Genomic DNA, 24023 nt, shown 5'->3' with positions numbered 1-24023 from the left:
GTCCCGGCCGTCATGACGTGGAGCGGGCATGAGCTATCGTTGGGATTGGGCGGTGTTCGTGCAGCCTGTCGCAACCGGCGAGCCGACCACGTACCTCGGCTGGATTGCCGCCGGGCTGGAAGCGACCGTCGGTATCGCGCTGGCGGGCTGGATCATCGCGCTGGCGATCGGCACGGCGATGGGCATCGTGCGGACGCTGCCCGGCAGATGGCTGTACGGGTTCTCGGCCACCTATGTGGCGGTGTTCCGCAACATCCCGCTGATCGTGCAGTTCTTCATCTGGTTCTGGGCGGTTCCCGAACTGCTGCCGGGACACCTTGGCACCGCGATCAAGCATATGCCGCCCACGGAATCCGCCGCGCTGGCGTCGGTTGTCTGCCTCGGCCTGTTCACCTCGGCGCGCGTATGCGAACAGGTGCGCGCGGGTCTGCAGGCGCTGCCGGCCGGGCAGTGGGCGGCAGGGCTGTCGCTCGGGCTCAGCCGGTTCCAGACCTACCGCTATGTGCTGTTGCCGGTGGCAGCGCGTAACCTCGTGCCGCCGCTGACGTCCGAATTTCTCAACATCGTCAAGAACTCCTCCGTTGCTTCCACGATCGGTGTGCTCGAACTCACCGCGCAGGCGCAGCGCATGGTCGATTACACGTCGCAGTCGTACGAGTCGTTCCTCGCCATCGTCGTGGGCTATGCGCTGCTGACCGGCATTATCATGTTCGCGGGGCGGCGCATCGAGCGGTCGGTCCGGCTCTCTTTTGGTTCGGATGGTCGATGATGGCTTATCGCTTCCACTGGTCAGTCATCCCGAAGGATTTGCCCGAACTGAGCCGCGGGTTGCATATCACGCTGGAAATCACGGTGGTCGCCCTGATCGCGGGGTTTTGTCTTGGGGTGCTGCTGACGTTGTGCCGTCTGTCGCGTTCGCGGCCGCTTGCGGCGTTTGCGCGGGCCTACGTGACGGCTTTTCGCGCGGTGCCGCTATTGGTCGTGCTGCTCGGCTTTTTTCTGGTTGCGCCGCAACTGCTGCAGGCGTTGCTGCATCTTCCCGCGAGCACCGACATTCGCCGCGTGTCGGCGCTGATCGCGTTCTCGCTGTTCGAGGCCGCCTACTACGCGGAGATTATTCGCGCGGGAATCAATAGCATCCCAGCGGGACAGAATCAGGCCGCACTGGCGCTCGGCATGACGCCGTTGCAGGGCATGTTGCTGATCGTGCTGCCGCAGGCGTTGCGGGCGGTGGTGCCGCTGCTGCTCACGCAAGCCATCATCCTCTTTCAGGACACCTCGCTGGTCTATGTGATCGGACTCGGTGACTTCTTCACGATCGCATCGAACGTCGGCGCACGGGATGGGACGACGGTCGAATTGATCCTGTTCGCTGGTGCATGCTATTTCGTTGCATGCACGGTGATGTCGGCCGTGGTCCAGCGTTTGCATCGCCGCCTTGGCGTCGCTGCGGATAGCCTGACGTTGTGAGCCGGCATGCCGCCGCCGCGCGACCGTAGCCGCACTGCGGATTGCCGGCGCGCATGGTTATCCAGCAGACGTTTTCAGATTCAAGCCGCGCATTCCGCGTAGTACCGGTTGGGTGCTGGAAAGACACCGGTCACCACTTCGATCAGGAATGGACCGTCGGATTGCGCGGCCTCGTTCAGCGCATGCTCCAGGTCGTCGAGGTGCTCGACCGTACGCGCCGCAACCCCGAGTGAAGAGGCGAAAGCGGTCCAGTCGTGACGCGGGAGCCGGGTGAATTGCTCCGAAATGGAGCCGTTGCTGATCGCGTCGATATGGATCGCGCCATGCGCGGAATTATTCAGCACGACGTAAAGTATCTTTACCCCGTAGCGGGCGGCGGTCTGGATCTCCATTCCGTGCATCAGCATGCATCCGTCTCCGGTCACGACCGCACACGGGCGCTCGGGGGCAGCGAGCTTGACTCCGATGCCGGCGGCGATTGCCCAACCCATTGGGGCGAGGGTGCTGGAGGAAAAATAGTTGCCCATACCCGACGAGAGCCAATAATGGGCCATGTATATCCGGTGGGCGCCGGAATCCACGACGACGTTGGTATCCTTTGGCAGCAGTTGACACAAACGTTTGACCACGTCGCCAGGATAAAGCGATCGATCGCCGCTTGAACCCGCAACACCGATTCTCTCGAGCTGATGGTCGTACAACGGGGTTTGGTTGACCTCGGCGACCCACGCTTTTCTTCTTTCCAGCACGGTGTGAAAGTCGCTGCTCCGGTCCGTGTCCATCTGGCCCAGCAAGCGGAATGTAGCGCGAATCCCGGAGAAGATTCTGCCGCGCGCGAGGTGCCCCGTCGCAGGCGCCTCGAAGCTGTCGTCGAAGATGATCAGCTCCTTGTGGGCAGCCAGCTTCTCAGTCCAGTTCATGCTGTCGCGCTGATTCAGGTCGCTGCCAAAGACGACCAGCGCATCGAGTTCGTCCGAGTTGATCACGCGAACGGCCCGTGAATGGCTTGAAAATCCGTAGATGCCGAGCGAAAGCACATGGTCCTCGGGAAACGCGCCTTTTCCCGCGAGGGTGGTTGCAACGGGGATGCAAAATTTCTCCGCCACCTCGAGGAGAACTTTGGCGGTTTCCGCGTCATTGCCGCGGCTGCCTATCAGGAAAGCGACTCGCTTCGATCTGAGCAGATACTGGTTGCACAAGGCATCCAGCGCGGCGCGGTTCGCAGGCACCTCGCATGCATTGAAGTCACCGTGATCGTACGGTTGCCGTGTTACGTCCTGGCCCGGCAGAACTTCCTGCTGCTGAACATCGACAGGAATGCTGACGAAAGATCGCGCCCGACGCATCCAGTTCAATCCGTCAGTTGCACGGCGCATTTCGGCCTGCAGATTTTCCCTGTTCTTGAGTTCGACGACATCTCCCACCAGGCTTCTCACCACGCCGCTTTCGAAAATGCCGCTCAGCGTAGCGTCCTGGAACGCACCTTTGCCTTCTGCGCGCGACGAGACACCTCCGGCGAGATAGAGCATGGGAATCCGGTCTGCCTGAGCTGCCGCCATACCGGGCACGAAATTCATGGTGCCGGGCCCGGAAATCGCCACGCACACGCCGAATTTCCGGCTGGCGCGCGCATAACCGTCGGCCATGAAGGCACTCCCAGTCTCATGAGCACAAATGATTCCGCGAATGGACGGCGAGTTGCCAATGGCGTCCAGCAGCGGATAGATCATCTTTCCCGGGACGATGAAGACGTAGTCGATGTTTGCCGACTCCAACGACTTCACAACCGTTTTCGATACGTTTGATAGCGAGTGTGATTCCATATTTTTCGAGTACGATCCGAGCAGAAACCGTTAATCGGATCTCACTATCCCTCATCCGGTCGTCACGTCTGGTCATCGGACAGCAACGTGACGAAGCCGGTGGCAACCGGCATGTGGAGACGGCGAGACGGCCCTGAACGCGCTGCAGGTCGGCTGCAACCGCGTCTCGTGCTGCTTCGTCGGGCCCGTTTGCAGCGGACCCGTGTCTCCATCCGTGAGTACTCTTCGCTGGCTATGACGTCGCTCGCATTGACTGCCCCAATGGCTGGGGCGAGAACCGCGAGGTGTTATTGGGCATTCAGACCGTTCAGAAGGTCTGCCAGCCGGAAGACTCACCGGCGCTCGTCGCGATTCCGGTTTTGCTGCTGGCTGTCTGAACGGGGGGCGTGGTCGGCTTTGGCAACATCGCAGGGGCAGACGCGCGAATCTGCGGCTCCGCCCGACGCGGTTCTTTCCGCGGCACGCTCGCGCGCGGCAAAGCGATTTGACGGCCGTCGAGCTTGAAGAAGGCGACCGCGTTACGCAGCCCCTGGGCCTGTTGGGCCATCGACTGAGCCGCCGCCGAAGCCTCTTCCACCAGCGCCGCATTCTGCTGGGTGACCTGATCCATCTGGTTGACGGCCTGGTTGACCTGCTCGATGCCGGTGCTCTGTTCTTGCGACGCCGATGAGATCTCACCCACGATGTCGGTGACACGCCTGACCGAGTCGACGATCTGCTTGATCGTATCGCCCGCCCGCTCGACAAGTGACGAGCCCGTTTCCACCCGGTTGACCGAGTCGGCAATCAGGTCCTTGATCTCTTTTGCCGCACTCGCACTGCGTTGCGCGAGCGCGCGGACTTCACCGGCCACTACAGCGAAGCCCCGTCCCTGTTCGCCGGCGCGAGCCGCCTCGACCGCTGCATTGAGCGCGAGGATGTTGGTCTGGAAGGCGATCCCCTCGATCACACTGATGATCTCGGTCATTTTGGTCGAGCTGATGGCGATCTCGCGCATCGTCTCAACCACCTGCCCGACGACCTCGCCGCCTTGTTGGGCGATGCCGGAGGCTGTCCCGGCAAGCGTTGCTGCCTGCCTGGCGTTGTCCGTGTTGTGACGGACCCCGGCAGTCAGTTCTTCGATGCTCGAGGCGGTTTCTTCCAGCGACGCCGCCTGCTCCTCAGTGCGGCTCGACAGATCCAGATTCCCTTGCGCGATTTGCGCACTCGCGGTGGCCACGCCCTCGGCGTTTTCGCGAACTTCCGCCACGACCTGCGAGAGGGCATCGCGCATCGCCTTCAGCGATGCCATGAGGCTGTCGGTGTCGCCAGGCCGCAGCTCGATGCTGACGCTGAGATCGCCGGCTGCCACGCTTCTGGCCAGATCGGCAGCCGTGGCCGGCTCGGATCCCAGTTGCCGGGTGAGACTGCGCGCCTCCCAGACACCGACTCCCACGCCGATCAACACAGACAGGGCCACCAGAACAAGCATCAGATTGCGGCCCTGGGCGTACACGGCGTCATTAGATCCAGCCGTTGCCTGTGCGTCGGCCTGCTTTACGTCAACCAGGTTGCCCATCAGGACCAGGGTCTTGAAACCCTTCTCGTGATATTCGCCCAATAAATATCCAGTCAGACCGGCCTGATCTTGCAGTCCCGCGGCGTTGATCCGGCCTTTCATTTCATCGAAGGCCTGAATGTAGTCGTGCCAGCTCTGATCGAGATCGGCGAAGGTCGCTTTCCCTTTCTCCGTGTAGACGAGGGGCTCGGCCTGATCGAGGTGCCCGCGCGCCGAAGCCAGAGCCTTTTCGGCCTGAGCCAGAGAGGCTGTCCGCTGGTCGGCCGTGGAGGCCAGAATGGCATTGCGCAGATAGGTGCCGACCCGCAGCACATCGGCATTCGCCTGCTGGATCAGGTTAAGGCCAACGAGATCCAGCCGATAGGTCGTGTCTGCGTTAGCGCTGATTTGCCCCATATTGCGGACGCCGATCACGCTGACGATGGCGCTAAGGGCGGATACCAGAATAAAGGCGCTGATCAGTTTGGCGCCGAGTTTCATCTTGCCGAAATTCATAGTCGCTGTGTCGAGTGGAAAAAACGAACAAAGAAACAGATCCAACGGCGCTCGCGCGTCGCCGGATAGTCGGCAATGCCGTTGCCCCGCTCAATCCGGATCGGACTTGGTGGGGTGACGGGTGCTTCATACTAGGGTTAACGGCAACAGAAATGGATTCTTCAGAGGAATTGTTTCTGGCAAACGATTGCGTCTGACTTTTTGCTTTCATGTTATTAATTTGTAAGCGATTGAATCGATGCCATTGCGACACCTCATCCTGCGCGAAACAACTCCCGCGCCAGCGAACAGAGCAACGTAGTCGCCGGCGATTCATCTTGCAGTCGCCGGCTCATGATGATCGGCGACACAGCATGCGCTGCCGGAATCGCCCGGTACACCACCCCATGTGCGCGCAACCCTTCTACGCTCTCCGGTACGAGACACACCCCAACCTGGGCTGCGACCAAGCCCAGTGCGGTTTGCAATTCCCTCACTTCATGAACCGCTTTCGGCTCCAGCGCGTGATCATGCATTGCCGATAGTTGCTGATCCGCGTAACTCGGCCGCGGCGTGCTCGGATAGACAATCAAGGTCTCCTGCGCAAGCGCGGCGAGCGTCAAGGCTTTCTTCTGTCGCGCGAGCGGATGATCTTGCGGCAGCGCGGCGATCATCCGTTCTTCGACGAGGACTTCGCGCGCAAGCTGCGCGTCATCGAAACGCAGGCGGCCAAAGCCCACATCGATACGTCCGCCCTTGAGCGCACCGAGTTGCTCGATGGTGAACATTTCGATCAGCGACAGTTCGATCAGCGGCGCCGCTTCGCGAAACGCGCGAATCACCGCGGGCAACGCCCCGTATAGCGTCGACGGCACGAAGCCGATCACGATCCGCTCGGCCAGTTGCGCGAGCCGCCGCGTCAGCGGTGCAAGCTCGTCAGCCTCGCCGATCAGCCGCTTCGCCTGCGTATAGAAAATGCGCCCGGCTTCGGTCAGCCGCAACGGCCGCGCGCCACGCTCGAACAGCGCGAGCCCCACGCTTTCCTCGATCTGCTGGATCTGCCGGCTCAACGGCGGCTGCGTCATATGGAGGCGATTCGCGGCCCGCGTAATGTTCATTTCTTCCGCGACCGCAACGAAGTAGCGGAGTTGGCGAATTTCCATGCATACCCCTAAGGTATGAAAGTAGTCGGAATCGGTGTTGGACTGCTACATGGCTTTGTTCCTAAGATGGAGACCTCAGCAAAGCAGTGCAGGAGTGCAACGAATGATAGCAACACCCGTGATGATCGAGAGCGTCGAGACGATTCTCGTCGATGTACCGACGATTCGGCCCCACCGGCTCTCGGTTGCAACGATGAATCACCAGACATTGGTGCTGGTTCGGATTCGCTGCGCCGACGGCGTGTCAGGGGTAGGCGAGGGCACCACCATCGGTGGCCTCGCGTATGGCGAAGAGAGCCCGGAAAGCATCAAGGTCAATATCGATACTTACTTCGCACCATTGCTAAAAGGTATGGATGCGACCCGGCCGGGCGTTGCCATGGCGAAGCTGCGTACGCTGTATCAGGGCAACCGGTTTGCCAAATCCGCCGTTGAAACCGCGTTGTTCGACGCCCAGGCGCAGCGCCTCGGCGTGCCCCTGTCCGAACTGTTCGGCGGCCGTGTACGCGATGCGGTAGACGTCGCATGGACGCTCGCAAGCGGCGACACGCAGCGCGATATCGAAGAGGCCGAGCGTGTCTTCGAAGCGAAGCGTCATCGTGTATTCAAGCTGAAGATCGGCGCGCGTGCGCTCGCCGACGACGTGGCGCACGTCGTTGCGATAAGGAGCGCGCTGGAAGGACGTGGTGAAGTGCGGGTCGACGTGAATCAGGCATGGACCGAAACCGAAACGATCTGGGCTGCCCGACGTTTCGCGGATGCCGGTGTGGCCCTGATCGAACAGCCGGTCGCCGCGGAGAATCGCGCCGGTCTCAAACGTCTGACCGATCTGGCTCATGTGCCGATCATGGCTGATGAAGCGCTGCACGGTCCCGTCGATGCGTTTGCTATCGCCAGCGAGCGGGGCGCCAATGTGTTCGCGGTGAAGATCGCCCAATCAGGCGGCCTCACCGGCGCGGCGCACGTAGCGGCGATCGCGGCCGCTGCGGACATCGACCTGTATGGCGGCACGATGCTCGAAGGCGCAGTGGGCACGATCGCATCCGCGCAACTCTTCAGTACGTTCGGTGAACTGAAGTGGGGCACCGAACTGTTCGGCCCTTTGCTGCTGACCGAAGAGATTCTCACCGAACCGTTGCGCTACGAGAATTTTTCGCTGCAACTTCCAGAAGGGCCAGGTCTCGGCATCGTGCTCGACTGGAGCAAGATCGAGCGACTGCGGCGCGATACGTCCAGGGGCGCCAGCGTCGCCATGAGCTAGTGTTTTTGAAACACATTAGTCATCCATAACATTTAACCAGGAGATACCCCATGAACAGGCAAGCCATCGACGCGCTGCTGAACAAGATCAACGACAGCGCCACCAGCGAAGGAAATCCGCGCACCAAGGAGATCGTCAACCGTATCGTGCGCGATCTGTTTTACACGATCGAAGAGCTCGACGTGCAGCCCGACGAATTCTGGACCGCGCTGAACTATCTGGGCGATGCGGGCAAGAGCGGCGAGTTGGGTTTGCTGGCCGCGGGCCTTGGTTTCGAGCATTTTCTCGATCTGCGTCTCGACGAAGCAGAAGCGAAAGCCGGTATCGAAGGCGGCACGCCGCGGACGATCGAAGGCCCGCTCTATGTGGCCGGCGCGCCGGTGTCCGATGGCCATGCACGGCTCGACGACGGCACCGATCCCGGTCAGACGCTGGTGATGCGCGGCCGGGTGCTGGGCGAAGACGGCAAGCCGCTCGCGAATGCGCTGGTTGAAGTGTGGCACGCGAACCATCTCGGCAACTACTCGTACTTCGATAAATCGCAACCGGCCTTCAATCTGCGCCGCTCGATCCGCACGGACGCGAGCGGCAACTACAGCTTCCGCAGCGTGGTGCCGGTCGGTTACAGCGTACCGCCGCAAGGCCAGACTCAACTGCTGCTCGATCAGCTTGGCCGTCACGGGCATCGTCCGGCGCATATCCACTTCTTTGTCTCCGCGCCGGGATTTCGCAAGCTGACCACGCAGATCAACATCGACGGCGATCCGTATCTGTGGGACGACTTTGCGTTCGCCACGCGCGATGGTCTGGTGCCGGCCGTCAAACAGGCCGAAGGTGTGCAAGGCAAACCGTATGGCGTGGACGGCAACTTTGCGCTGATCGATTTCGACTTCACGCTCTTCAAGGACCGCGATAACCTGCCGGGCGCCGAAGTCGAGCGCTTGCGCGCCGAGGCTTGAGGCGCACAACCACCGCGTTGATTTTTATCGGCCCCGCCGCATGCTTCGCCGCGCAATCGGGGCCGTCTGCACATCAAGGAGCTAACGATGCTGTTCCACGTAGAGATGACCGTCAATCTGCCGCATGACATGGACGCCGAGCGCGCGGCGCGGTTGAAGGCCGACGAGAAGGCGATGTCGCAAAAGCTGCAGGAAGAGGGGGCGTGGCGGCATCTGTGGCGGATCGCCGGCCACTACGCGAATATCAGCATCTTCGACGTGGAGAGTCCCGCGCATCTGAACGACGTACTTAGCCAGTTGCCGCTCTTTCCGTATATGGATGTCGAAGTGCGGGCGCTATGCCGCCATCCGTCATCGGTTCGCGACGATGACCGTTGATCGGGCATCCTGAGTATATTCCCTACCGCAACCAAAGATCGGCAAACGGCGCGAGCCCGAACGCCAGGTTCTTGACCCCGCCCACGTGCGCTGCGGCCTGAACACGCAGGATTTCATGTGAGATCGGTATCAGCAGTCCTTCCATCACCAACTGCTTACCGATCCCGGCATACGCTTGCATGCGCGCTTCGCCGTCGGCGGTTGCGCGGATCGCCCGCAACTGTTTATCCATGAGCAGACGGCGCGCTGGCGGGCTCCATTTCTGGAGAATAGGGTTCGACGAGAACCACCCATAGCAGTCCAGATCGGCGTAATTGTTGAACGGTTCGATTTGCAATACCAGGTCGGCGGAGTCAAGCCATTCATACCGCAGATATTCCGGAACGCTCAACGCGACCACGTCCAGTTCAATCTTTGCTTCCTTAAGCCTTTCCTTTATTGACTCGGTCAACGCCGCCAGACGGCCGATAATTCCTATCGTCACCATGGTCAACCTGGTGTGTTCGGGGATGGGTGGCCGGCCGCGCGGAGCAGCTACCCGATGTTGCCAGTCTGGAAGCAAACCTGACGCAGGCTGTCGTGACTCGTCGTCGGCCGCGATCAGAACGCTCGGGGCGAGCCAGTCAGCCAGCGCCAATCGATGCTCGGCGGATGCCAGAAGCGGGCGGCTGGAATTGCAACTCACACTGGTACACCCGGGCAGAACTTGTGCAACCTGGTGCTCTGTCTTCGAGCTGGAGCCGGTGTAGCCGAAATGGAGATCGAATGCCGATCTTTCTTCCGATGGCGCAATGACCCAAAGGTCGATCTCATCGAGTAGCGCACGCTCGCGATAGTAGTCTTCGAACACCGTTAGCGTTAGCCGGTACTCGCTACGGCGCGTCACTTTGAAGGGGCCACTGCCCACCGGCATGAGCGAGAAGTCGCTGTTCCGGTTTCTCGGGATGATCGATGCCGAGGGGGCAGCGAGCGAGTGGGGCCACAGATAGTCGGTGAATTTCAGATGGCACGTGACCCTTCGGCCGTCGCCAATCTCTATCGCGTCGAGATGCTCGTAGAGGTAGGCGGCATCTCCCGCTTTGTCGCGTACGCGCAATAGGGTCTGCCGTACGTCTTCCGTTTCCACTTCGCTGCCGTCGTGGAAGCTGAGGCCCGGTCTTAGCCAGAAGTGCCAGGTTTTCGCGTCGTCTTCGGGTTCCCAGTAATGGGCAAGCCCGGGCATCAGTTGCTGCGTAGTCCGATCGAATTCGGTGAGTCGCGAGAATATCTGGCCGACCAGATGACCTTCCGTGCTGGTGGTAATGCCGGTTGGATCAAGCGCCTCGATGGGGTGACCCAGGGGTATCCGAAGCCGGTTACGCGAGCCGCTGGCCTGCGGTACATGCAGGAAGTCCGGAAGTCGTGCCATTAGCAGCTTGCGCTGATCGCCATCGAGGCTTGCGAATGCCTCTTCCAGTTCACCGTCGGCCAGCAAGCCCGATAAATGATCCAAAGCCACCTGTTGGGGCGAGGCGAGCATCGTCAGGCGCGAAAAATGGCCCCGGCCACGCGCCGCTTCCCAGTGCAACCAACCCTTCTCCTCCATCTTGCGCAGCAACAACCGCGCGTTGCGCTCGCTGCAGTTCAAGGTCTCTGCGAGCGCGGGTAAGCCGGGCTGCTCCGGCGTTTTTGCCAGCAACGTGTGCAGTCTCTGGAACTGGTCGATAAGGCGCATAAAAGAGGAAATTAATTTCCTGAAGTCGTCCGTTTTTATTTTCCTCTTTGTCGACCATGATGTCGATACCGTCAACAGGCGGTGGGTTCGAAGGCGGCGAGCGTGCCGCAAAGCGACGCGTGGCCAACTGCGATGTGGGTCTTCGCGCGGTGGAAAAAGGAAAGGACACGATCATGAATCGGCAAGAACTCTACATTGACGACAAGAGCGGCCTCGCCCGGAGCGCGCGAGGCCCCCTAGGTCACGAGATTCGCAGCGCGAGCGTTACCCGCATCGGAGTGTGGCTGACCTATGGTTTTAGCCTCGCCTGTGCGCAACCCTTGATGTGGCTTGCAACGATTCTCGCCAGCGCCGATCTCGCAACGGCGCTTGAACTTGCCGTGCCGTTTCAACGGCTAGCCGTGCTGCTGCTGGCGGTGCTTGGCGGAGCAATCCTGCTCACGCCGGCAGGCATCGGTGGTGTGCAACGGCAGCGCTTTGGCTCGACTCTGGCGGCGCTCATACGTCATCGCGATGCGCTGCTGACCGTGGTGCTGGCTGCCACGGCGATTGTGGCAGTGGGATATGTGCTTTCCTTCGCACTGCTTCATGTGAAGCTGACGGCGTCGATGATGCCAGGCGGCGCGCACAGCCTGTCGATCATCTTTGGCCATGCTAACGATCGGACGGCTGCGCTCTGCCCGGTTCTGCACGCGGTCGCTTTTGCAGTCGCCATTGCGGCAGTGTGGTTTGCGCCGGCGCTGATCGTTCTGCAGCAACGTCCGCCGTTCGAGGCGATGCTGACGAGCTTGCGCGCCATGTTCCATAACGGGCCGGTCGCCCTGGTGTACGCCGCAGTACTGGCTGCCGACGCGATGCTCGTGCCGGTTGCGCCGATGCCGATCCGCGCGCTCGTGCTGACACCGCTGATCAGCGCGTTAATCCTGCTATCCATGCACGGCAGCTACCGCGACATTCTGTCGATCGACCCATCGAGAGAGGACTAACGCGGTCGACGGTCTTCCGAAAGGCCGTCGACGCAGCGACCCGCCCCACTCACGCCGAACCTCAACCTAAAGTATCCTCTATCGCTTCGAGACCTTTTCCAGCGATAGTCAGAATGCCTTCTTTCCCCTTCGACGCGGTACTTTTCGATTGCGACGGCGTGCTCGTCGACTCAGAACTCATCACTAACCGCGTGCTCTCGCAGATGCTCGGCGAGCTTGGCTGGCCCATCAGCGTCGCAGAAACGATGCGCGTGTTCATGGGCAAGGCGGTGCGCGACGAGGCGTCGCTTATCGAGGCCAACACGGGCGTCGCCATCTCGGAGGCGTGGCTGACGCAGTTCAGGGAGCGCCGCAACGCGGCGCTTGAGCTGGAGCTCGTGGCGATCAATGGCGCGGCAGCGGCGGTAAAGGCCCTCCACACAGCGTTGGATGGCTGCATCGCAGTTGCGTCCGGCGCCGACCGGCACAAGGTCGAGATGCAATTGCAGAAGACCGGCATGCTCGATTACTTCGAAGGCCGCGTCTTCAGCGGACACGAAATGCCGCACACCAAGCCTCATCCCGATGTGTATCTGGCGGCGGCACGCAGCCTGGGGGTGGACCCCAAACGCTGCGCGGTGGTGGAAGACACGGTGACCGGTGCAACGGCCGGCCTGGCAGCGGGCGCGACGGTGTTCGGCTACGCACCCTCCAACGTTGGCCACAGCACGCCGGACGCGTTGCGCGAAGTCGGCGTCGCGCTGGTGTTCGAGGACATGGAGCAGTTGCCGGCCTTGCTCGCGCAATGGCGGCTGGTGAACGCCTGACGAATAGCAAGGAACAAAGGAATAGCCAGTCCATAACAAACCCCGGCGTCTGAAAACTGGAATCGTGGACGACGGAATCGGGATTGCCGGGCGGATGGGCAAAAGGCATCCTTGGCATGCAGCGAACTCATAATTGTTTCTAGGGTTAACCCTTATTATGTTGTTTTCTGCAACGATCGCCCGTGGAATTGTGACCACGCCCGCGATTGATGTGCCGCTCCAACCCAGTTCTTCGATTCCAGGGCGCAATGTTTGGTCATTTTCAGCGCAGGGCAAAGCACGCGGCTAACCGCCGGTTGAATACCTTGCATGCGGTCGCTGACTACGCGTCGCGGCGGCGCCCAGTGTGGATGGTGTCGTTCGCGGTGGACGAGGCGAACCTGTCCGAGGGCCTGCGCGCCGCGTGCGCATCGACTGCGATGCTGGTGCTCGGCAATCTGCTGCATGACCCGTTGTTTGCATGGGCGGCCATCGGCGCCTTCTGGACCTGCCTCGCCGACGCGGCGGGGACCAACCGCATGCGCTTCGCCTCGATGATGAGCTTCGCGCTGCTCTCCACACTGTGCGGCGGCCTCACGGCATTCGCCTCCGGCGCCGGCACATTGGCCGCGACGGCGGCGATCCTGCTATTCGCGACGGCCGGCGCGCTTGCCCGGGTGTGGGGCGCGGCGGCCTCGCAAGTGGGCATTCTGGCGGCGACCGCCTGCGTGGTGATGGTCGACAGGCCGATGCACAACCTGCAGCACGGTCTGCTGTTTCTCTCTATCTATCTGTTCGGATGCCTGTTCGCGGTGGTGCTGAGCCTGACCGTGTGGCGTATTCATCCGTTTGGACCCAGCCGCATGGCGTTGCGCGCCGTCTACGGCAGGCTCGCCGATATCGCGCTCGATAGCGCGCGTCTGCTCCGACGCGACACCGCCGACTTCGGGCAATGGGCGCGCCATGCCGCCACCTATCGCGGCCAGGCACGCGCGGCGCTCGAAAGAGCCCGCAAGGTGCTGGCCAAGGTGCCGAACCTGCGCGTCGACAAGCGCGAAACCTACGAGCACCTGCTGCTCGCGCTCGCGGATACCGAGCGCGTGTTCGCCTACCTGATCGCCGTCACCGACGCGTGCGAGCGCGGCCACCACAATCTGCGCGAACCGCAGCGCGCAGCGCGCACGCTGTCGGCAGTGGCCGAGGTGCTGCTGCGCATTGGCCGCGCGGTGAGCGAAGACGCCAGCACCCAGGCGGCTCGAAGCAGCCGCGCGGACGATCAGGCCGGCAGTGACGCGAGGTCCACGCCGGCCGCACTGCAACGCCGTCTGCACAAGTTGGCCCGCGCGCTCGAAGTGGCGCTCGGCGAGCCGCTGGCGCTCAAGCTGCGCTCGGGCTCGCTGGAATTCGAACCGCCGCCGCGGCGCGAGACCGGCTGGTTCGAGGCTGCCGTCGGCAACCTGTCGCGCGCCTGGATGACGCTCAAGGCCAACGCATCGTTCGAATCGATCGGACTGCGGCACGGCGCGCGCGTCGGCGTGGCCGCCACGGCAGGCTTCGTGATCGTGCGGATCCTGCACGTGCCGTTCGGCTACTGGGCGACCATGGCGATCCTGCTGATCCTGCAGCCGTCGATTGCCGGCACCTGGCCGCGCAGCATCGAGCGGGCGGCGGGCAGCATCGCCGGTGGTCTGCTGGCAGCGGCGATCGGCCTCGCGATTCATGCACCGATCGGCATCTCGCTGGTGGTGTTTCCGCTCGTCTGCGCGACCATGGCGCTGCGTACCGTCAGCTACAGCCTGTTCGTGCTGTTCCTCACACCGACCTTCGTGCTGGTGGCGGACTTCGCCGCGCCAGCGGGCCACGAGTGGATGTATGCGGTGACCCGGCTCGGCAATAACGTGCTTGGCTGCCTGATCGCACTCGTCGCGACGTTTCTGTTATGGCCGAGCCGCGAGCCGGTGGATTTTCGCGTTCGCCTCGCCGACGCGGTCGGGGCAAACCTGAACTATCTGGTGAGCGCGCTCGAGCATGCGGGCGGCGAAGATACCGAAGTGGAGAAAATGCGTCGTGCAGCGGGCCTCGCGAGCAACAACGCGGAAGAGGCGTTCAACCGCCTGCGGCTCGAGAAGCTGGAAAGCTCGCTGGCCGACCGCGCTGCGATCACGGCGCTCGCGCTGTTGCGGCGCGTTGCGGGGACGGCGACGCGGATGCGGCTTGCCGCCAACAAGACCCAGGCGGATGGTGCGTTGATCGCGTGGATTTCGGCGGTAAGCAAGGAGCTCGACACGTATTTGCTCGACCGGGCGCAGGTCGAGCCGCGCTCGGAGTTCGAAGCGTTTCCGCGCCGGCACCTGTCGCTGGTCGAAGCGGACGCGGTGAATCAGGTCTCGCATCTGCGCCGACTGCTGGTGGAGAACACGGGCGTCGTGGAAGAGGTAGCAGGCAAACCGGTGCTGTCCTGAGCGTTTGCGCGGGACGCACGCCGATGCAAACGGTGCGCGAGGGATAGGCTGTGCCGGATTGGCCTCTGAGTCGCACGCGGTAGCCCCGCAGCGCGCGCCTGCCCATACGCTCAACGATCCCCGCTCTTCACCAGCTGCAAAGGCGTTTCAACAAGAGGCGTCAGGTCCTCCTGGCGGGTCATCTCCGTAAGCGCCTTGAGCGCCACGTCGATGCCGAACACGGCCTGGCGTGCCGCGAACTGATCCACCGTGGCGAGAATCTTGCCGCTATTGAGCAGCGGCCTGATGTCCGGGTTGTTGTTATAGCCAGTGATGTACACGCTGCCGGTGCGATGCGCAAGGCGAACCGCGTCGACCGCGCCCGTGGCCATATTGTCGTTGGCGCACAGCAATGCGCGAAGTCGCGGATGCTGCGCCAGCATCGTCGCAGCGGCCGCTTTGCCTTTGGCATAGGTATAGTCGCCCGGCGCAACCGCCACGACTTTCATGCCGGCCGCGTCCACGGCAGCCTTGAAGCCCTCGGTGCGTTGCTGTGCGTTGCGGTCGGTCGTGACACCTTCGATGATTCCCACTTCGTCGCCGCGAGCGAGCTTGGTGGCCACGTAATCGCCTATCGTCTCCGCACCCTTGCGGTTGTCCGGACCGACGAACGGCACCGAGAGGTGGAGCGCATCGAGGGCCGCTTCGTCGAGCGGATTGTCGATGGCGATCACGATGACGCCCGCGTTGATGGCGCGCGCTACCACCGGCACCAGCGCCTTCGAATCGGTCGGAGCGAGCACGATGGCGCTGGTGTGCGCGCCGATCAGATCGTCGACCATGCGAATCTGGGTAGCGGTGTCGAGTTCCGTGGACGTGCCGAGCACGTTCAGGTCGAACTGCGAGGCAAAGTGCTTCTGGTAGTTCTGCGCGGCGCTCGCCATGGCGACCGTGAACGGGTCCGCGAGCGACTTCAGAACGAGGGCGATCGTCAACTTGCCAGTCGGTATGGCCTCGGCAATTTTCGCAACTGTCAGGCCGGCGGCTGCGAGCGCGCCGGCTACGAGCACGCGCCGGCGTGTCTTCTGTACCATTGGCTTCCTTTTGTCGTGCGCGATGGTTAGCGCACAGGAATGATACAGCCTAGCCCGGCGTGAGCATCTCCGGCAAAACCTCGGTTCTTGGCTCGATCGACTGGTTGCTGATATAGGCCCACAACTGCTCGGCTGCCTGGCCGCGTTGCTTGACCGGCCGGTACAGGCGGATTTCAAGTTCGGTCGCCCAGGCGTTGGAGCCGGCTCGCACCAGCGTGCCTTCGTGCAACTCTTTGGTGATACAGCTTTCGGGCAGCCAGCCGATGCCATGACCCGCTACCACCATGCCTTTCAAGGCCTCGGACATGTGGGTTTCAAAGCAGCGGTACAGCGAATAGGGCTCGGTGGCATTCATCAACAGCATTTCCACGACGTTGCCGAGGAACGCACCCGACGAATAGGCGAGCAGCGGCAGCGGCCGCCCGGTCTTGCCGGGCAGCTCGAACAGCGGTTTGCCGTCGGGACCGGCGGCCGACACCGGCACGATCCGTTCGACTCCGAGCGTCAGAAACGGAAAGTGATTGGGGTCGAGCGCAATCGGCAATTGCGGGTGGTGATAGCCGATCAGCAGATCGCAGTCGCCCGCCACCAGATGCTGCACGCCCTCCGGCACATTGACCGCCTGGACCCGCGCCATGATGTTGCCGAACTCGTTGGTCAGGCGTTTGAGCCAGTCGGGGAAGAGCGTGAACACAAGCGTGTGGGCCACCGCGAAGTGCACCACGTGATCGTTCTCCGCAAACTGCTCATAGCCGCCCACCAGATTGCGGGCCGCGTGCATGCTGCGCAGGATGTCCGCGGCCAGGCTGCGAAACATCCTGCCTGCCGGGGTGAGGGTGATCGGATTGACGCTACGGTCGAACAGGCGCGTGCCCATCCAGGTTTCGAGCGCCACGATTCGTCTACTGAATGCTGACTGGGTGAGATGGCGGCTGCGCGCCGAACGGGAAAAACTCTTCGTGTCAGAAAGAGAAAGAAAGTCTTCCAACCACTTTGCTTCCATATTTATCACTTTTATTGGATCAATCGACAACCGCCATCCGTCGGATACCGGCGACTCTCTAGCCTACCGCCTCGCGCTTCCAGCATACCGATGTTTTTTTTCGATGGGTGTTAGTCGAAATATGCATGAGCGTTGCCGCCATAAATTGGGCTACATACCGTTCGACTGCCTGCCCATGTATTACGCAGTGCTGACACAAGGCAGTGCCGACATGATAAATGCGCGCTGAATGGATTCTGTAACCGGCAATTGTTAATTCCGGTTAGAAAGGCCGTGCCGGTTCGTTGAAATTCATGTGTGCGCCATTGCCTATCAACCCGACGGACTATCTCCGGGATTCCGAAACAGCGAACCCGCCTCAAAGGATGGAACTGATTATGTCCACACTGGAAAACCAACCGCATCCCCCCGGCAGCGGTGAACTGGATAAGAAAAGCTGGCTGGAATCGCACGAAGCGGGATATCACAAGACTTTGGGTAACCGTCAGGTGCAGATGATCGCGATTGGCGGCGCGATCGGCACGGGCCTGTTTCTCGGCGCCGGTGCGCGTTTGCAGATAGCGGGTCCGTCGCTGGCAATTGTTTATCTGGTGTGCGGCGTATTCTCGTTTCTGATTCTGCGAGCGCTCGGCGAACTGGTGATGCACCGTCCGAGCAGCGGCAGCTTCGTGTCGTATGCGCGCGAATTTCTCGGCGAAAAGGCTTCGTTCGTAGCCGGCTGGATGTATTTCCTGAACTGGGCGATGACCGGTATCGTCGACATTACCGCCGTCGCGCTATACATGCATTACTGGGGCGCCTTTACGTCGGTGCCGCAATGGGTGTTCGCGCTGATTGCGCTGTGCATCGTCGCGGCGATGAACCTGATCGGCGTGAAATGGTTCGCCGAGATGGAGTTCTGGTTTGCCCTCATCAAGGTGGCCGCCATCTCGCTGTTCCTCGTGATCGGCACGATCATTCTCGGCACTGGCGTGCACGTGGCCGGCAACAGCACCGGCGTGCATCTGATCAGCGAGAACGGCGGCTTCTTTCCGCACGGTCTGCTGCCTGCGCTCGTGCTGGTGCAAGGGGTGGTGTTCGCCTTTGCCGGCGTCGAACTGGTGGGCACCGCCGCGGGCGAGTGCAAGGACGCGCGCAAGGTGCTGCCGCGCGCCATCAATAGCGTGATCTGGCGGATCGCCTTGTTCTACGTAGGCGCGGTAGTGCTGCTGGTGTGCCTGCTGCCGTGGAGTGCGTACAAGGCAGGGCAGAGCCCGTTCGTCACCTTCTTCGGTCAGCTCGGCGTGCCGGGCGTGGGTTCTGTGATGAACATCGTCGTGCTGTCCGCCGCGCTGTCGAGCCTGAACTCCGGCCTGTATTCGACTGGCCGCGTGCTGCGGGCGCTGTCGATGGGCGGCTCCGCGCCGAACTTCCTGTCGCGCATGAGTTCGCAGTCGGTGCCGTATGCCGGCATCCTCGTGACCGTGGCGATCTACATCGTGGGCGTGGTGCTCAACTACTTCGTGCCGTCGAGCGTGTTCGAGATCGTGCTCAATATCGCTTCGCTTGGCATTCTCAGCACCTGGGGCTTTATCGTGGTCTGCCAGATGAAATTCCGTCAGGCGGTAGCGCGCGGCGAAGCGGAGCCGGTGACCTTCCGGATGCCCGGTGCGCCGGTCACCTCGTGGCTTACCCTGGCGTTTCTGCTGGGCGTGCTGGTGCTGATGGCCTTCGATTATCCTAACGGCACGTGGACGGTCGCCTCGATCCCGGTTGTGGTGCTGCTGCTGGTGGCCGGCTGGTACGGCGTGCGCCGCCGCGCGGGAGCGATGATGAAGCCGACGATCCCGTCGGTCACCCTGACGCAGAGCGTTCTCGAGGACAACCCCCGCTAGTCGCGACCACTATTTCGGCCAATTTCGCTATGCCGCCAGACCCGCTACACTGGCAATACACGCACGACCTGCAATAACGACGGAGAACCGAAGTGACGCCATTCGACGAGATGCTGATCTCAGCTGACGGAGTACGCGCGCCGTATGCACGGCTCAAGCAATGGCTCGATGCCCAGAATCCCGCGAACCTCGCACAAAAGGCGCAGGACGCCGAGAGCGTGTTCCGCAGGACCGGCATTACGTTCGCCGTTTACGGCGAGGAAGAGGCGGCCGAGCGCCTGATTCCTTTCGACATCATTCCACGCATCATCTCCGGGCAGGAGTGGACGCGCCTGTCACAAGGCATCGAGCAGCGCGTAATGGCGCTCAACGCATTCCTCGACGATATCTACCATCGTCAGGAGATCGTGCGGGCCGGCAAGATTCCCAAGGAGCTGATCTCGCAGAACGAGGCGTTCCTGCCGGAGATGATCGGCTTCCGTCCGCCGGGCAATGTTTATACGCACATCATCGGCGTCGATATCGTACGCACTGCCGAGAACCAGTTCTACGTGCTCGAGGACAATGCGCGCACCCCCTCGGGCGTGTCCTACATGCTGGAAAACCGCGAGACCATGATGCAGCTCTTCCCCGAGCTGTTTCAGCAGGTCAAGGTGCAACCGGTGGAGGCGTATCCGCAGTTGCTGCGCCAGTCGCTCGCGGCCGTCTGCCCGCCAGGCGGCAATCACGAGAATCCCACCATCGCGGTGCTCACGCCCGGCATTCACAACTCCGCCTACTACGAGCATGCGTTCCTCGCCGATCAGATGGGCGTGCATCTGGTTGAAGGCAGCGATCTGCAGGTGGTGGACGGTCACGTTGCGATGCGTACAACTGAAGGCTTCCGCGCAATCGACGTGCTGTACCGGCGCCTGGATGACGCTTATCTCGACCCGATGACGTTCCGCGGCGATTCGGTGCTCGGCGTGGCCGGCATCATGGATGTCTATCGCGCGGGCAATATCACGATTGCCAATGCGCCGGGTACCGGCATTGCCGACGACAAGGCGATCTATTCGTATATGCCCGAGATCGTCGAGTTCTACACGGGCCGCCAGTCGATTCTCGAAAACGTGCCGACGTGGCGCTGCTCCGAGCCGAGCAGCCTCAAATACGTGCTGGACCATCTCCACGAACTGGTGGTGAAGGAAGTGCATGGCTCGGGCGGCTACGGCATGCTGGTGGGACCGGCGGCATCGAAGAAGGAGTGCGAGGACTTCGCGGCCAAGCTGCGCGCGCGGCCCAACAACTACATCGCGCAGCCGACGCTCGCGCTCTCCACCACGCCGATCCTGACCGAGAAGGGACTCGCCCCGCGCCACGTGGATCTGCGGCCGTTCGTGCTCGTGTCGGACCGGATTCGCATCACACCGGGCGGCTTGACGCGCGTGGCGCTGAAAGAAGGTTCGCTGGTTGTGAATTCGAGCCAGGGCGGCGGCACCAAAGATACGTGGGTGCTGGCCGACTAAGGGCCGACTAAGGGCCGACCAGGGGCCGCGAGGCCGGCAGGAAGCACGCAAGGCATCAGGCAGGCAACGGACAGCAACAAACAGAAACAGGATCGGGACAGCACATGCTTCTTGGACGCACAGCAAGCGGGCTCTACTGGATGCACCGCTATATCGAGCGCGCGGAAAACATCGCACGGGTGGTCGATGCGGGACTGCGCATGTCGCTCACGCGTAGCACCGACGCGCCGGCCACGTGGTCGTCGGTGGTGGTCACCTCCGGCACGGAAGCGGGCTTTCGACAGAAGCACGACGTCTGCACGGCCGAGACGGTTTCCGATTACCTGCTGCGCGACATCGACAATCCGTCGAGCGTGCTGGCGAGTATCGAAGTGGCGCGTTCGAATGCGCGCATGGTGCGCACGGCGCTCACGCGCGAGACGTGGGAAAGCGTGAACGAAGCGTGGATGACGATCAGGCGCCTGCTCGCGGCGCCGGTTCCGTCCAGCGAATTGCCGGGCACGCTCGACCGCATCAAACGTCAGGCCGCGCTGATCCGTGGTTCGTTTCACGGCACCATGCTCCGAAATGAGATTTTCAATTTCGCCCGTATCGGCACCTTCATCGAACGCGCCGACAACACCGCGCGCATCCTCGACGTCAAATATCATCTGCTGCTGCCCTCGGTGTCGTACGTCGGTTCGACGCTCGACAACTACCAGTGGGAGTCGATCCTGCGCTCGGTCGACGCGCACCGCTCGTACCGCTGGGTCTACGACGTGCAGTACAAGCCGGTCAACATCGCCGACTATCTGATTCTCAACGGCCGCATGCCGCGTTCGCTGAACTTCTGCTACCAGAACATCGTCGAGAACCTGCGATTCCTGGCGCAGGACTACGGTGCGACGCACAGTTGCCATTCGACCGCCGACAGGACTCTCGCCACGCTTAGGGACAACTCGGTCCAGCGGATTTTCTCGCGTGGCCTGCACGAGTTTCTCACCGGCTTTATCGCGCAGAACAACCGGCTCGGCTTTGAAATTGCCGAGACCTATAACTTCGATTGAGTACGGCCATGCGTATCGCCATTCGCCACACTTCTCACTACCAGTACGACCAACCGGTTCCTTATGCCTTGCAGCGGCTGCGGCTGCGTCCGCAGTCCGGCCCGGGGCAGAACGTGCTCGACTGGCGCGTGACGGTCGACGGCGTCGAACCGAACGTAAGCTGGACTGACGGTCTGGGCAATCGCGTCGATCTCGTGCGGCACGAGCGCAACAAGAGCGAGATCGTGATCGTCGCCGAAGGCACGGTCGAGACCCAGGACATGGCCGGCATCTACGGCTTCATCAACGAGATTGCGCCGCCCTGGATCTTCGAGCGCGAGACTCCGCTCACCCAGGCAGGCGAGCGCGTGCAGGCGCTCGCCGCTACCGTGCGCGCGGGCGACGGGCAACTGGACATGTTGCACAAGCTGACCAACGCCATCCACCAGCAGATTGCCTATGTGCCCGGCGCCACCGGGGTCGGCACCGATGCCGAGACGGCGTTGCGTGAAGGACACGGAGTCTGCCAGGACCATACGCATGTCTTTATCGCCGCGGCGCGCAGCCTCGGCGTGCCGGCCCGCTATATCTCGGGCTATCTGCTGATGGATGACCTGGAGCAGCACGGTGCCAGTCACGCGTGGGCCGAAGCGCATGTGGACGGTCTGGGATGGGTGGGGTTCGACGCGGCTAACGACAAATGCCCGGACGACCGCTACGTACGTATCGCGACCGGCCTCGATTACCGCGATGCGATGCCGGTGTCGGGCGTGCGGACGGGGCAGGGGGCGGAGTCGCTAACCGTCACGGTCACGGTATTGCCGGCGTCGGGCCAGAGCCAAAGTCAGAGTCAGGGCTGAGCGCATCAACGCGGGCCGCGTCTGGGCGGCCCCGTCAAGCCGACCTCATCAACACCGAACGAAGCAAAGATCGGCAATTCCCCGTACGCTTACGCCTGACGATTCCACACTGAGCCGTCATGCACCTGCCTACTGCATAGGGGAAGAGTGTCGTGAAAGATCCGCTCGTTATCGGTTTCGCGCTGCTGGCGGTGGACATTTTGCTCTGGCGCGCGGGCTTGCCGCGCCAGGGCACGCTGCGTCTCGTCTTACGCCTCGTGATCTTCGCCTTCTACAGTGCCGTGCTGTTCGGCTACGGCATGAATCCGCTATCGCCTGCACCGTGGCCGGAATCGTGGCTGCGTCATCTGGGCGCGCAGATTCTGGAGGTGCTCTGGTGGCTCAATGGCGCGCGCCTGCTCACGCAGTCGCTCGACGCGGTGTTCGTCTCGCGTAGCTGGCACAAGGAGCGGCTCTTCCAGGACGTACTGGGCGCGCTGGTGTTTCTCGCCGCCGCGGTCGCTTCACTCGCCTTTGTGCTGAACATTCCCGTGCGCGGCCTCGCGGCCACCTCGGGCGCGCTCGCGATCGTGGTGGGTCTCGCCATTCAGAGCACCTTGAGCGACGTGTTCGCCGGCATCGTGCTCAATACGACCGAGCCCTACCACATCGGCAACTGGGTGAGCGTCGACGGCGTGGAAGGCCAGGTCATGGAAATGAACTGGCGCGCCACGCACCTGCTGACGTCGCAAGGCAACATCGTGATCGTGCCGAACAGCGTGGCCGCCAAAGCCAAGATCGTCAACAACAGCCGGCCTTCGACGCTGCATGGCGTATCGATTACGCTGGAAATCTCTCCACAGGAGCGCCCTGCGCGGGTGCTCGGCGCGCTGGAGCAGGCTCTCGTGGGCATCGGCACGGTGCTGAAAACGCCTGCGCCGTACGCGCTGGTCAAGTCGGCCTCGGTCGATTCGATTCGCTATGAAGTGACGGCATACGTCGACGACATGGCGAAAAAGTCCGCTGTCACAAACGAACTCTACGATCTTTGCTACCGGCATCTCGATGCAGCCGGCATCGAACTGCGGCCATTGGGCGTTCCTGCACCGCCGCAATCGGGTGTCGACCGGTTGCAGCGTCTGCTTGGACGCGTCGAACTGTTTCGCACGCTGCAGGTCGATGAACTGGCGGGACTGTCGAGCAAGATGTCGCGTCACGAGTACCAGGCCGGCGACCTCGTGGTCGGATCCGACGCGGTGACCGATTATCTGATGATTGTCGAATCGGGCGTCGTGTCGGTGGAAGTGACCACGCCTTCGGGCGTCGTCGAGCCGGTCCGTCTCGGCCCGGGCGACGCCGTCGGAGAGGCCGGCGTGCTGGCAGGACTGCCGGTGCGCGCCAAACTCATCGCCTTGACGCAGACTGTGATCTACCGTCTGAACAAAACGGATCTCACGCCCGTGTTGAAGCGCCGCCCTGATATCGGGCAGCAGATGTGTCAAGTGCTGTCACAGCGGGAAGACAAACTGCTTCAACTCGGCAGCCCGCCCGAGGCTCAGGTGGTGACCGAGCGTTCGCTATTCGACTGGTTGCGCGACGGCATGCGCAAGTTGCATGATCTGACGGTCTAGGAACCCCGCAAGTACTCTGAAGGTAGCAAGGTGTGAA

Annotated in this window: 19 protein-coding genes; 13 read left to right on the top strand and 6 right to left on the bottom strand. The window is 62.2% G+C overall.

Features of this window, described 5'->3' with window-relative positions; genetic code table 11:
- Positions 1–28: 28 nt before the first annotated feature.
- Together P3T24_RS09900 and P3T24_RS09895 are read left to right on the top strand one after the other, a co-directional pair.
- On the top strand, positions 29–769 hold the full coding sequence (locus tag P3T24_RS09900; protein ID WP_429288240.1) for an amino acid ABC transporter permease: 741 nt from the start codon (positions 29–31) through the stop codon (positions 767–769).
- Positions 769–1470, top strand: a complete 702-nt coding sequence (locus P3T24_RS09895) for an ABC transporter permease subunit (RefSeq protein WP_074263988.1) — start codon at positions 769–771, stop codon at positions 1468–1470. Before P3T24_RS09900 ends, P3T24_RS09895 begins: the two co-directional genes overlap by 1 nt.
- Before the next feature lie 80 nt (positions 1471–1550).
- On the opposite strand, the gene P3T24_RS09890 is transcribed toward P3T24_RS09895, so the two are convergent.
- The 3 genes from P3T24_RS09890 to P3T24_RS09880 form a co-directional block, all read right to left on the bottom strand.
- Positions 1551–3293 (bottom strand): thiamine pyrophosphate-binding protein, encoded by a 1743-nt coding sequence (locus tag P3T24_RS09890; RefSeq protein ID WP_429434172.1) that lies wholly within the window; start codon positions 3291–3293, stop codon positions 1551–1553.
- 307 nt (positions 3294–3600) lie between these two features.
- A complete protein-coding gene (locus P3T24_RS09885) occupies positions 3601–5346 on the bottom strand; it encodes a methyl-accepting chemotaxis protein (RefSeq protein WP_429434170.1) in 1746 nt (581 codons plus the stop codon).
- Positions 5347–5600: 254 nt separating this feature from the next.
- Complete coding sequence (locus tag P3T24_RS09880) at positions 5601–6488, bottom strand: LysR family transcriptional regulator (protein WP_074263991.1); 888 nt, start codon at positions 6486–6488, stop codon at positions 5601–5603.
- Between the two features lie 103 nt (positions 6489–6591).
- Between P3T24_RS09880 and P3T24_RS09875 the strand changes: the two genes are divergently transcribed.
- The 3 genes from P3T24_RS09875 to catC all read left to right on the top strand — a co-directional run bounded on the left by P3T24_RS09875 (position 6592) and on the right by catC (position 9086).
- Positions 6592–7749, top strand: a complete 1158-nt coding sequence (locus tag P3T24_RS09875; protein ID WP_429434168.1) for a muconate/chloromuconate family cycloisomerase — start codon at positions 6592–6594, stop codon at positions 7747–7749.
- Between the two features lie 50 nt (positions 7750–7799).
- Positions 7800–8708, top strand: coding sequence for a catechol 1,2-dioxygenase (catA, locus tag P3T24_RS09870; RefSeq protein ID WP_074263993.1), 909 nt, complete (start codon positions 7800–7802; stop codon positions 8706–8708).
- A gap of 87 nt (positions 8709–8795) precedes the next feature.
- Complete coding sequence (gene catC / locus P3T24_RS09865) at positions 8796–9086, top strand: muconolactone Delta-isomerase (RefSeq protein ID WP_429434166.1); 291 nt, start codon at positions 8796–8798, stop codon at positions 9084–9086.
- 22 nt (positions 9087–9108) lie between these two features.
- Here catC and P3T24_RS09860 read toward each other — a convergent pair whose 3' ends face one another.
- Positions 9109–10875: an ABC transporter substrate-binding protein gene (locus tag P3T24_RS09860; RefSeq protein WP_429434163.1), complete on the bottom strand. Its 1767-nt coding sequence runs from the start codon at positions 10873–10875 to the stop codon at positions 9109–9111.
- Between the two features lie 98 nt (positions 10876–10973).
- Between P3T24_RS09860 and P3T24_RS09855 the strand changes: the two genes are divergently transcribed.
- From P3T24_RS09855 to P3T24_RS09845, 3 genes are all read left to right on the top strand, one after another.
- Positions 10974–11786: a hypothetical protein gene (locus P3T24_RS09855; RefSeq protein WP_429434160.1), complete on the top strand. Its 813-nt coding sequence runs from the start codon at positions 10974–10976 to the stop codon at positions 11784–11786.
- Between the two features lie 113 nt (positions 11787–11899).
- Complete coding sequence (locus P3T24_RS09850) at positions 11900–12592, top strand: HAD family hydrolase (RefSeq protein WP_429288248.1); 693 nt, start codon at positions 11900–11902, stop codon at positions 12590–12592.
- Positions 12593–12840: 248 nt separating this feature from the next.
- Entirely contained in the window at positions 12841–15033 is a 2193-nt protein-coding gene (locus tag P3T24_RS09845) for an FUSC family protein (protein WP_429434157.1), read from the top strand.
- Positions 15034–15143: 110 nt separating this feature from the next.
- On the opposite strand, the gene P3T24_RS09840 is transcribed toward P3T24_RS09845, so the two are convergent.
- Positions 15144–16106 carry a substrate-binding domain-containing protein gene (locus P3T24_RS09840; RefSeq protein ID WP_429434155.1) on the bottom strand — a complete coding sequence of 321 codons (963 nt, stop codon included), beginning with the start codon at positions 16104–16106 and terminating at the stop codon, positions 15144–15146.
- A 49-nt stretch (positions 16107–16155) separates the two neighbouring features.
- The gene (locus P3T24_RS09835; protein ID WP_074264000.1) at positions 16156–17109 is read right to left on the bottom strand and encodes a LysR substrate-binding domain-containing protein; all 954 of its coding nucleotides are present in this window, start codon (positions 17107–17109) and stop codon (positions 16156–16158) included.
- A gap of 377 nt (positions 17110–17486) precedes the next feature.
- On the opposite strand from P3T24_RS09835, the gene ansP reads away from it, so the two are divergent.
- The 5 genes from ansP to P3T24_RS09810 all read left to right on the top strand — a co-directional run bounded on the left by ansP (position 17487) and on the right by P3T24_RS09810 (position 23986).
- The gene (ansP, locus tag P3T24_RS09830; RefSeq protein WP_083611373.1) at positions 17487–18983 is read left to right on the top strand and encodes an L-asparagine permease; all 1497 of its coding nucleotides are present in this window, start codon (positions 17487–17489) and stop codon (positions 18981–18983) included.
- A 92-nt stretch (positions 18984–19075) separates the two neighbouring features.
- A complete protein-coding gene (locus tag P3T24_RS09825) occupies positions 19076–20491 on the top strand; it encodes a circularly permuted type 2 ATP-grasp protein (protein ID WP_074264001.1) in 1416 nt (471 codons plus the stop codon).
- Between the two features lie 104 nt (positions 20492–20595).
- Positions 20596–21537 carry an alpha-E domain-containing protein gene (locus tag P3T24_RS09820; protein ID WP_074264002.1) on the top strand — a complete coding sequence of 314 codons (942 nt, stop codon included), beginning with the start codon at positions 20596–20598 and terminating at the stop codon, positions 21535–21537.
- Between the two features lie 8 nt (positions 21538–21545).
- A complete protein-coding gene (locus tag P3T24_RS09815; RefSeq protein ID WP_074264003.1) occupies positions 21546–22376 on the top strand; it encodes a transglutaminase family protein in 831 nt (276 codons plus the stop codon).
- A gap of 152 nt (positions 22377–22528) precedes the next feature.
- Positions 22529–23986: a mechanosensitive ion channel domain-containing protein gene (locus P3T24_RS09810; RefSeq protein WP_429434152.1), complete on the top strand. Its 1458-nt coding sequence runs from the start codon at positions 22529–22531 to the stop codon at positions 23984–23986.
- Positions 23987–24023: the final 37 nt, after the last annotated feature.

It is taken from the genome of Paraburkholderia sp. GAS33, from assembly GCF_050436645.1.
In the GTDB taxonomy this organism is placed as follows: Bacteria; Pseudomonadota; Gammaproteobacteria; order Burkholderiales; family Burkholderiaceae; genus Paraburkholderia; species Paraburkholderia phenazinium_B.
This window is presented reverse-complemented; position numbering and strand designations above follow the sequence as displayed.

What these genes read in the sequence shown, in the direction of transcription:
- P3T24_RS09855 (WP_429434160.1), top strand. Translation starts at nt 10,974, where the DNA reads ATGAATCGGCAAGAACTCTACATTGACGACAAGAGCGGCCTCGCCCGG.
- P3T24_RS09820 (WP_074264002.1), top strand. Translation starts at nt 20,596, where the DNA reads ATGCTTCTTGGACGCACAGCAAGCGGGCTCTACTGGATGCACCGCTAT.
- P3T24_RS09885 (WP_429434170.1), bottom strand. Translation starts at nt 5,346, where the DNA reads ATGAATTTCGGCAAGATGAAACTCGGCGCCAAACTGATCAGCGCCTTT.
- P3T24_RS09900 (WP_429288240.1), top strand. Translation starts at nt 29, where the DNA reads ATGAGCTATCGTTGGGATTGGGCGGTGTTCGTGCAGCCTGTCGCAACC.
- catA (WP_074263993.1), top strand. Translation starts at nt 7,800, where the DNA reads ATGAACAGGCAAGCCATCGACGCGCTGCTGAACAAGATCAACGACAGC.
- catC (WP_429434166.1), top strand. Translation starts at nt 8,796, where the DNA reads ATGCTGTTCCACGTAGAGATGACCGTCAATCTGCCGCATGACATGGAC.
- P3T24_RS09840 (WP_429434155.1), bottom strand. Translation starts at nt 16,106, where the DNA reads ATGGTACAGAAGACACGCCGGCGCGTGCTCGTAGCCGGCGCGCTCGCA.
- P3T24_RS09850 (WP_429288248.1), top strand. Translation starts at nt 11,900, where the DNA reads ATGCCTTCTTTCCCCTTCGACGCGGTACTTTTCGATTGCGACGGCGTG.
- P3T24_RS09815 (WP_074264003.1), top strand. Translation starts at nt 21,546, where the DNA reads ATGCGTATCGCCATTCGCCACACTTCTCACTACCAGTACGACCAACCG.
- P3T24_RS09880 (WP_074263991.1), bottom strand. Translation starts at nt 6,488, where the DNA reads ATGGAAATTCGCCAACTCCGCTACTTCGTTGCGGTCGCGGAAGAAATG.
- P3T24_RS09895 (WP_074263988.1), top strand. Translation starts at nt 769, where the DNA reads ATGGCTTATCGCTTCCACTGGTCAGTCATCCCGAAGGATTTGCCCGAA.
- P3T24_RS09845 (WP_429434157.1), top strand. Translation starts at nt 12,841, where the DNA reads ATGTTTGGTCATTTTCAGCGCAGGGCAAAGCACGCGGCTAACCGCCGG.
- P3T24_RS09835 (WP_074264000.1), bottom strand. Translation starts at nt 17,109, where the DNA reads ATGGAAGCAAAGTGGTTGGAAGACTTTCTTTCTCTTTCTGACACGAAG.
- ansP (WP_083611373.1), top strand. Translation starts at nt 17,487, where the DNA reads ATGTCCACACTGGAAAACCAACCGCATCCCCCCGGCAGCGGTGAACTG.
- P3T24_RS09875 (WP_429434168.1), top strand. Translation starts at nt 6,592, where the DNA reads ATGATAGCAACACCCGTGATGATCGAGAGCGTCGAGACGATTCTCGTC.
- P3T24_RS09890 (WP_429434172.1), bottom strand. Translation starts at nt 3,293, where the DNA reads ATGGAATCACACTCGCTATCAAACGTATCGAAAACGGTTGTGAAGTCG.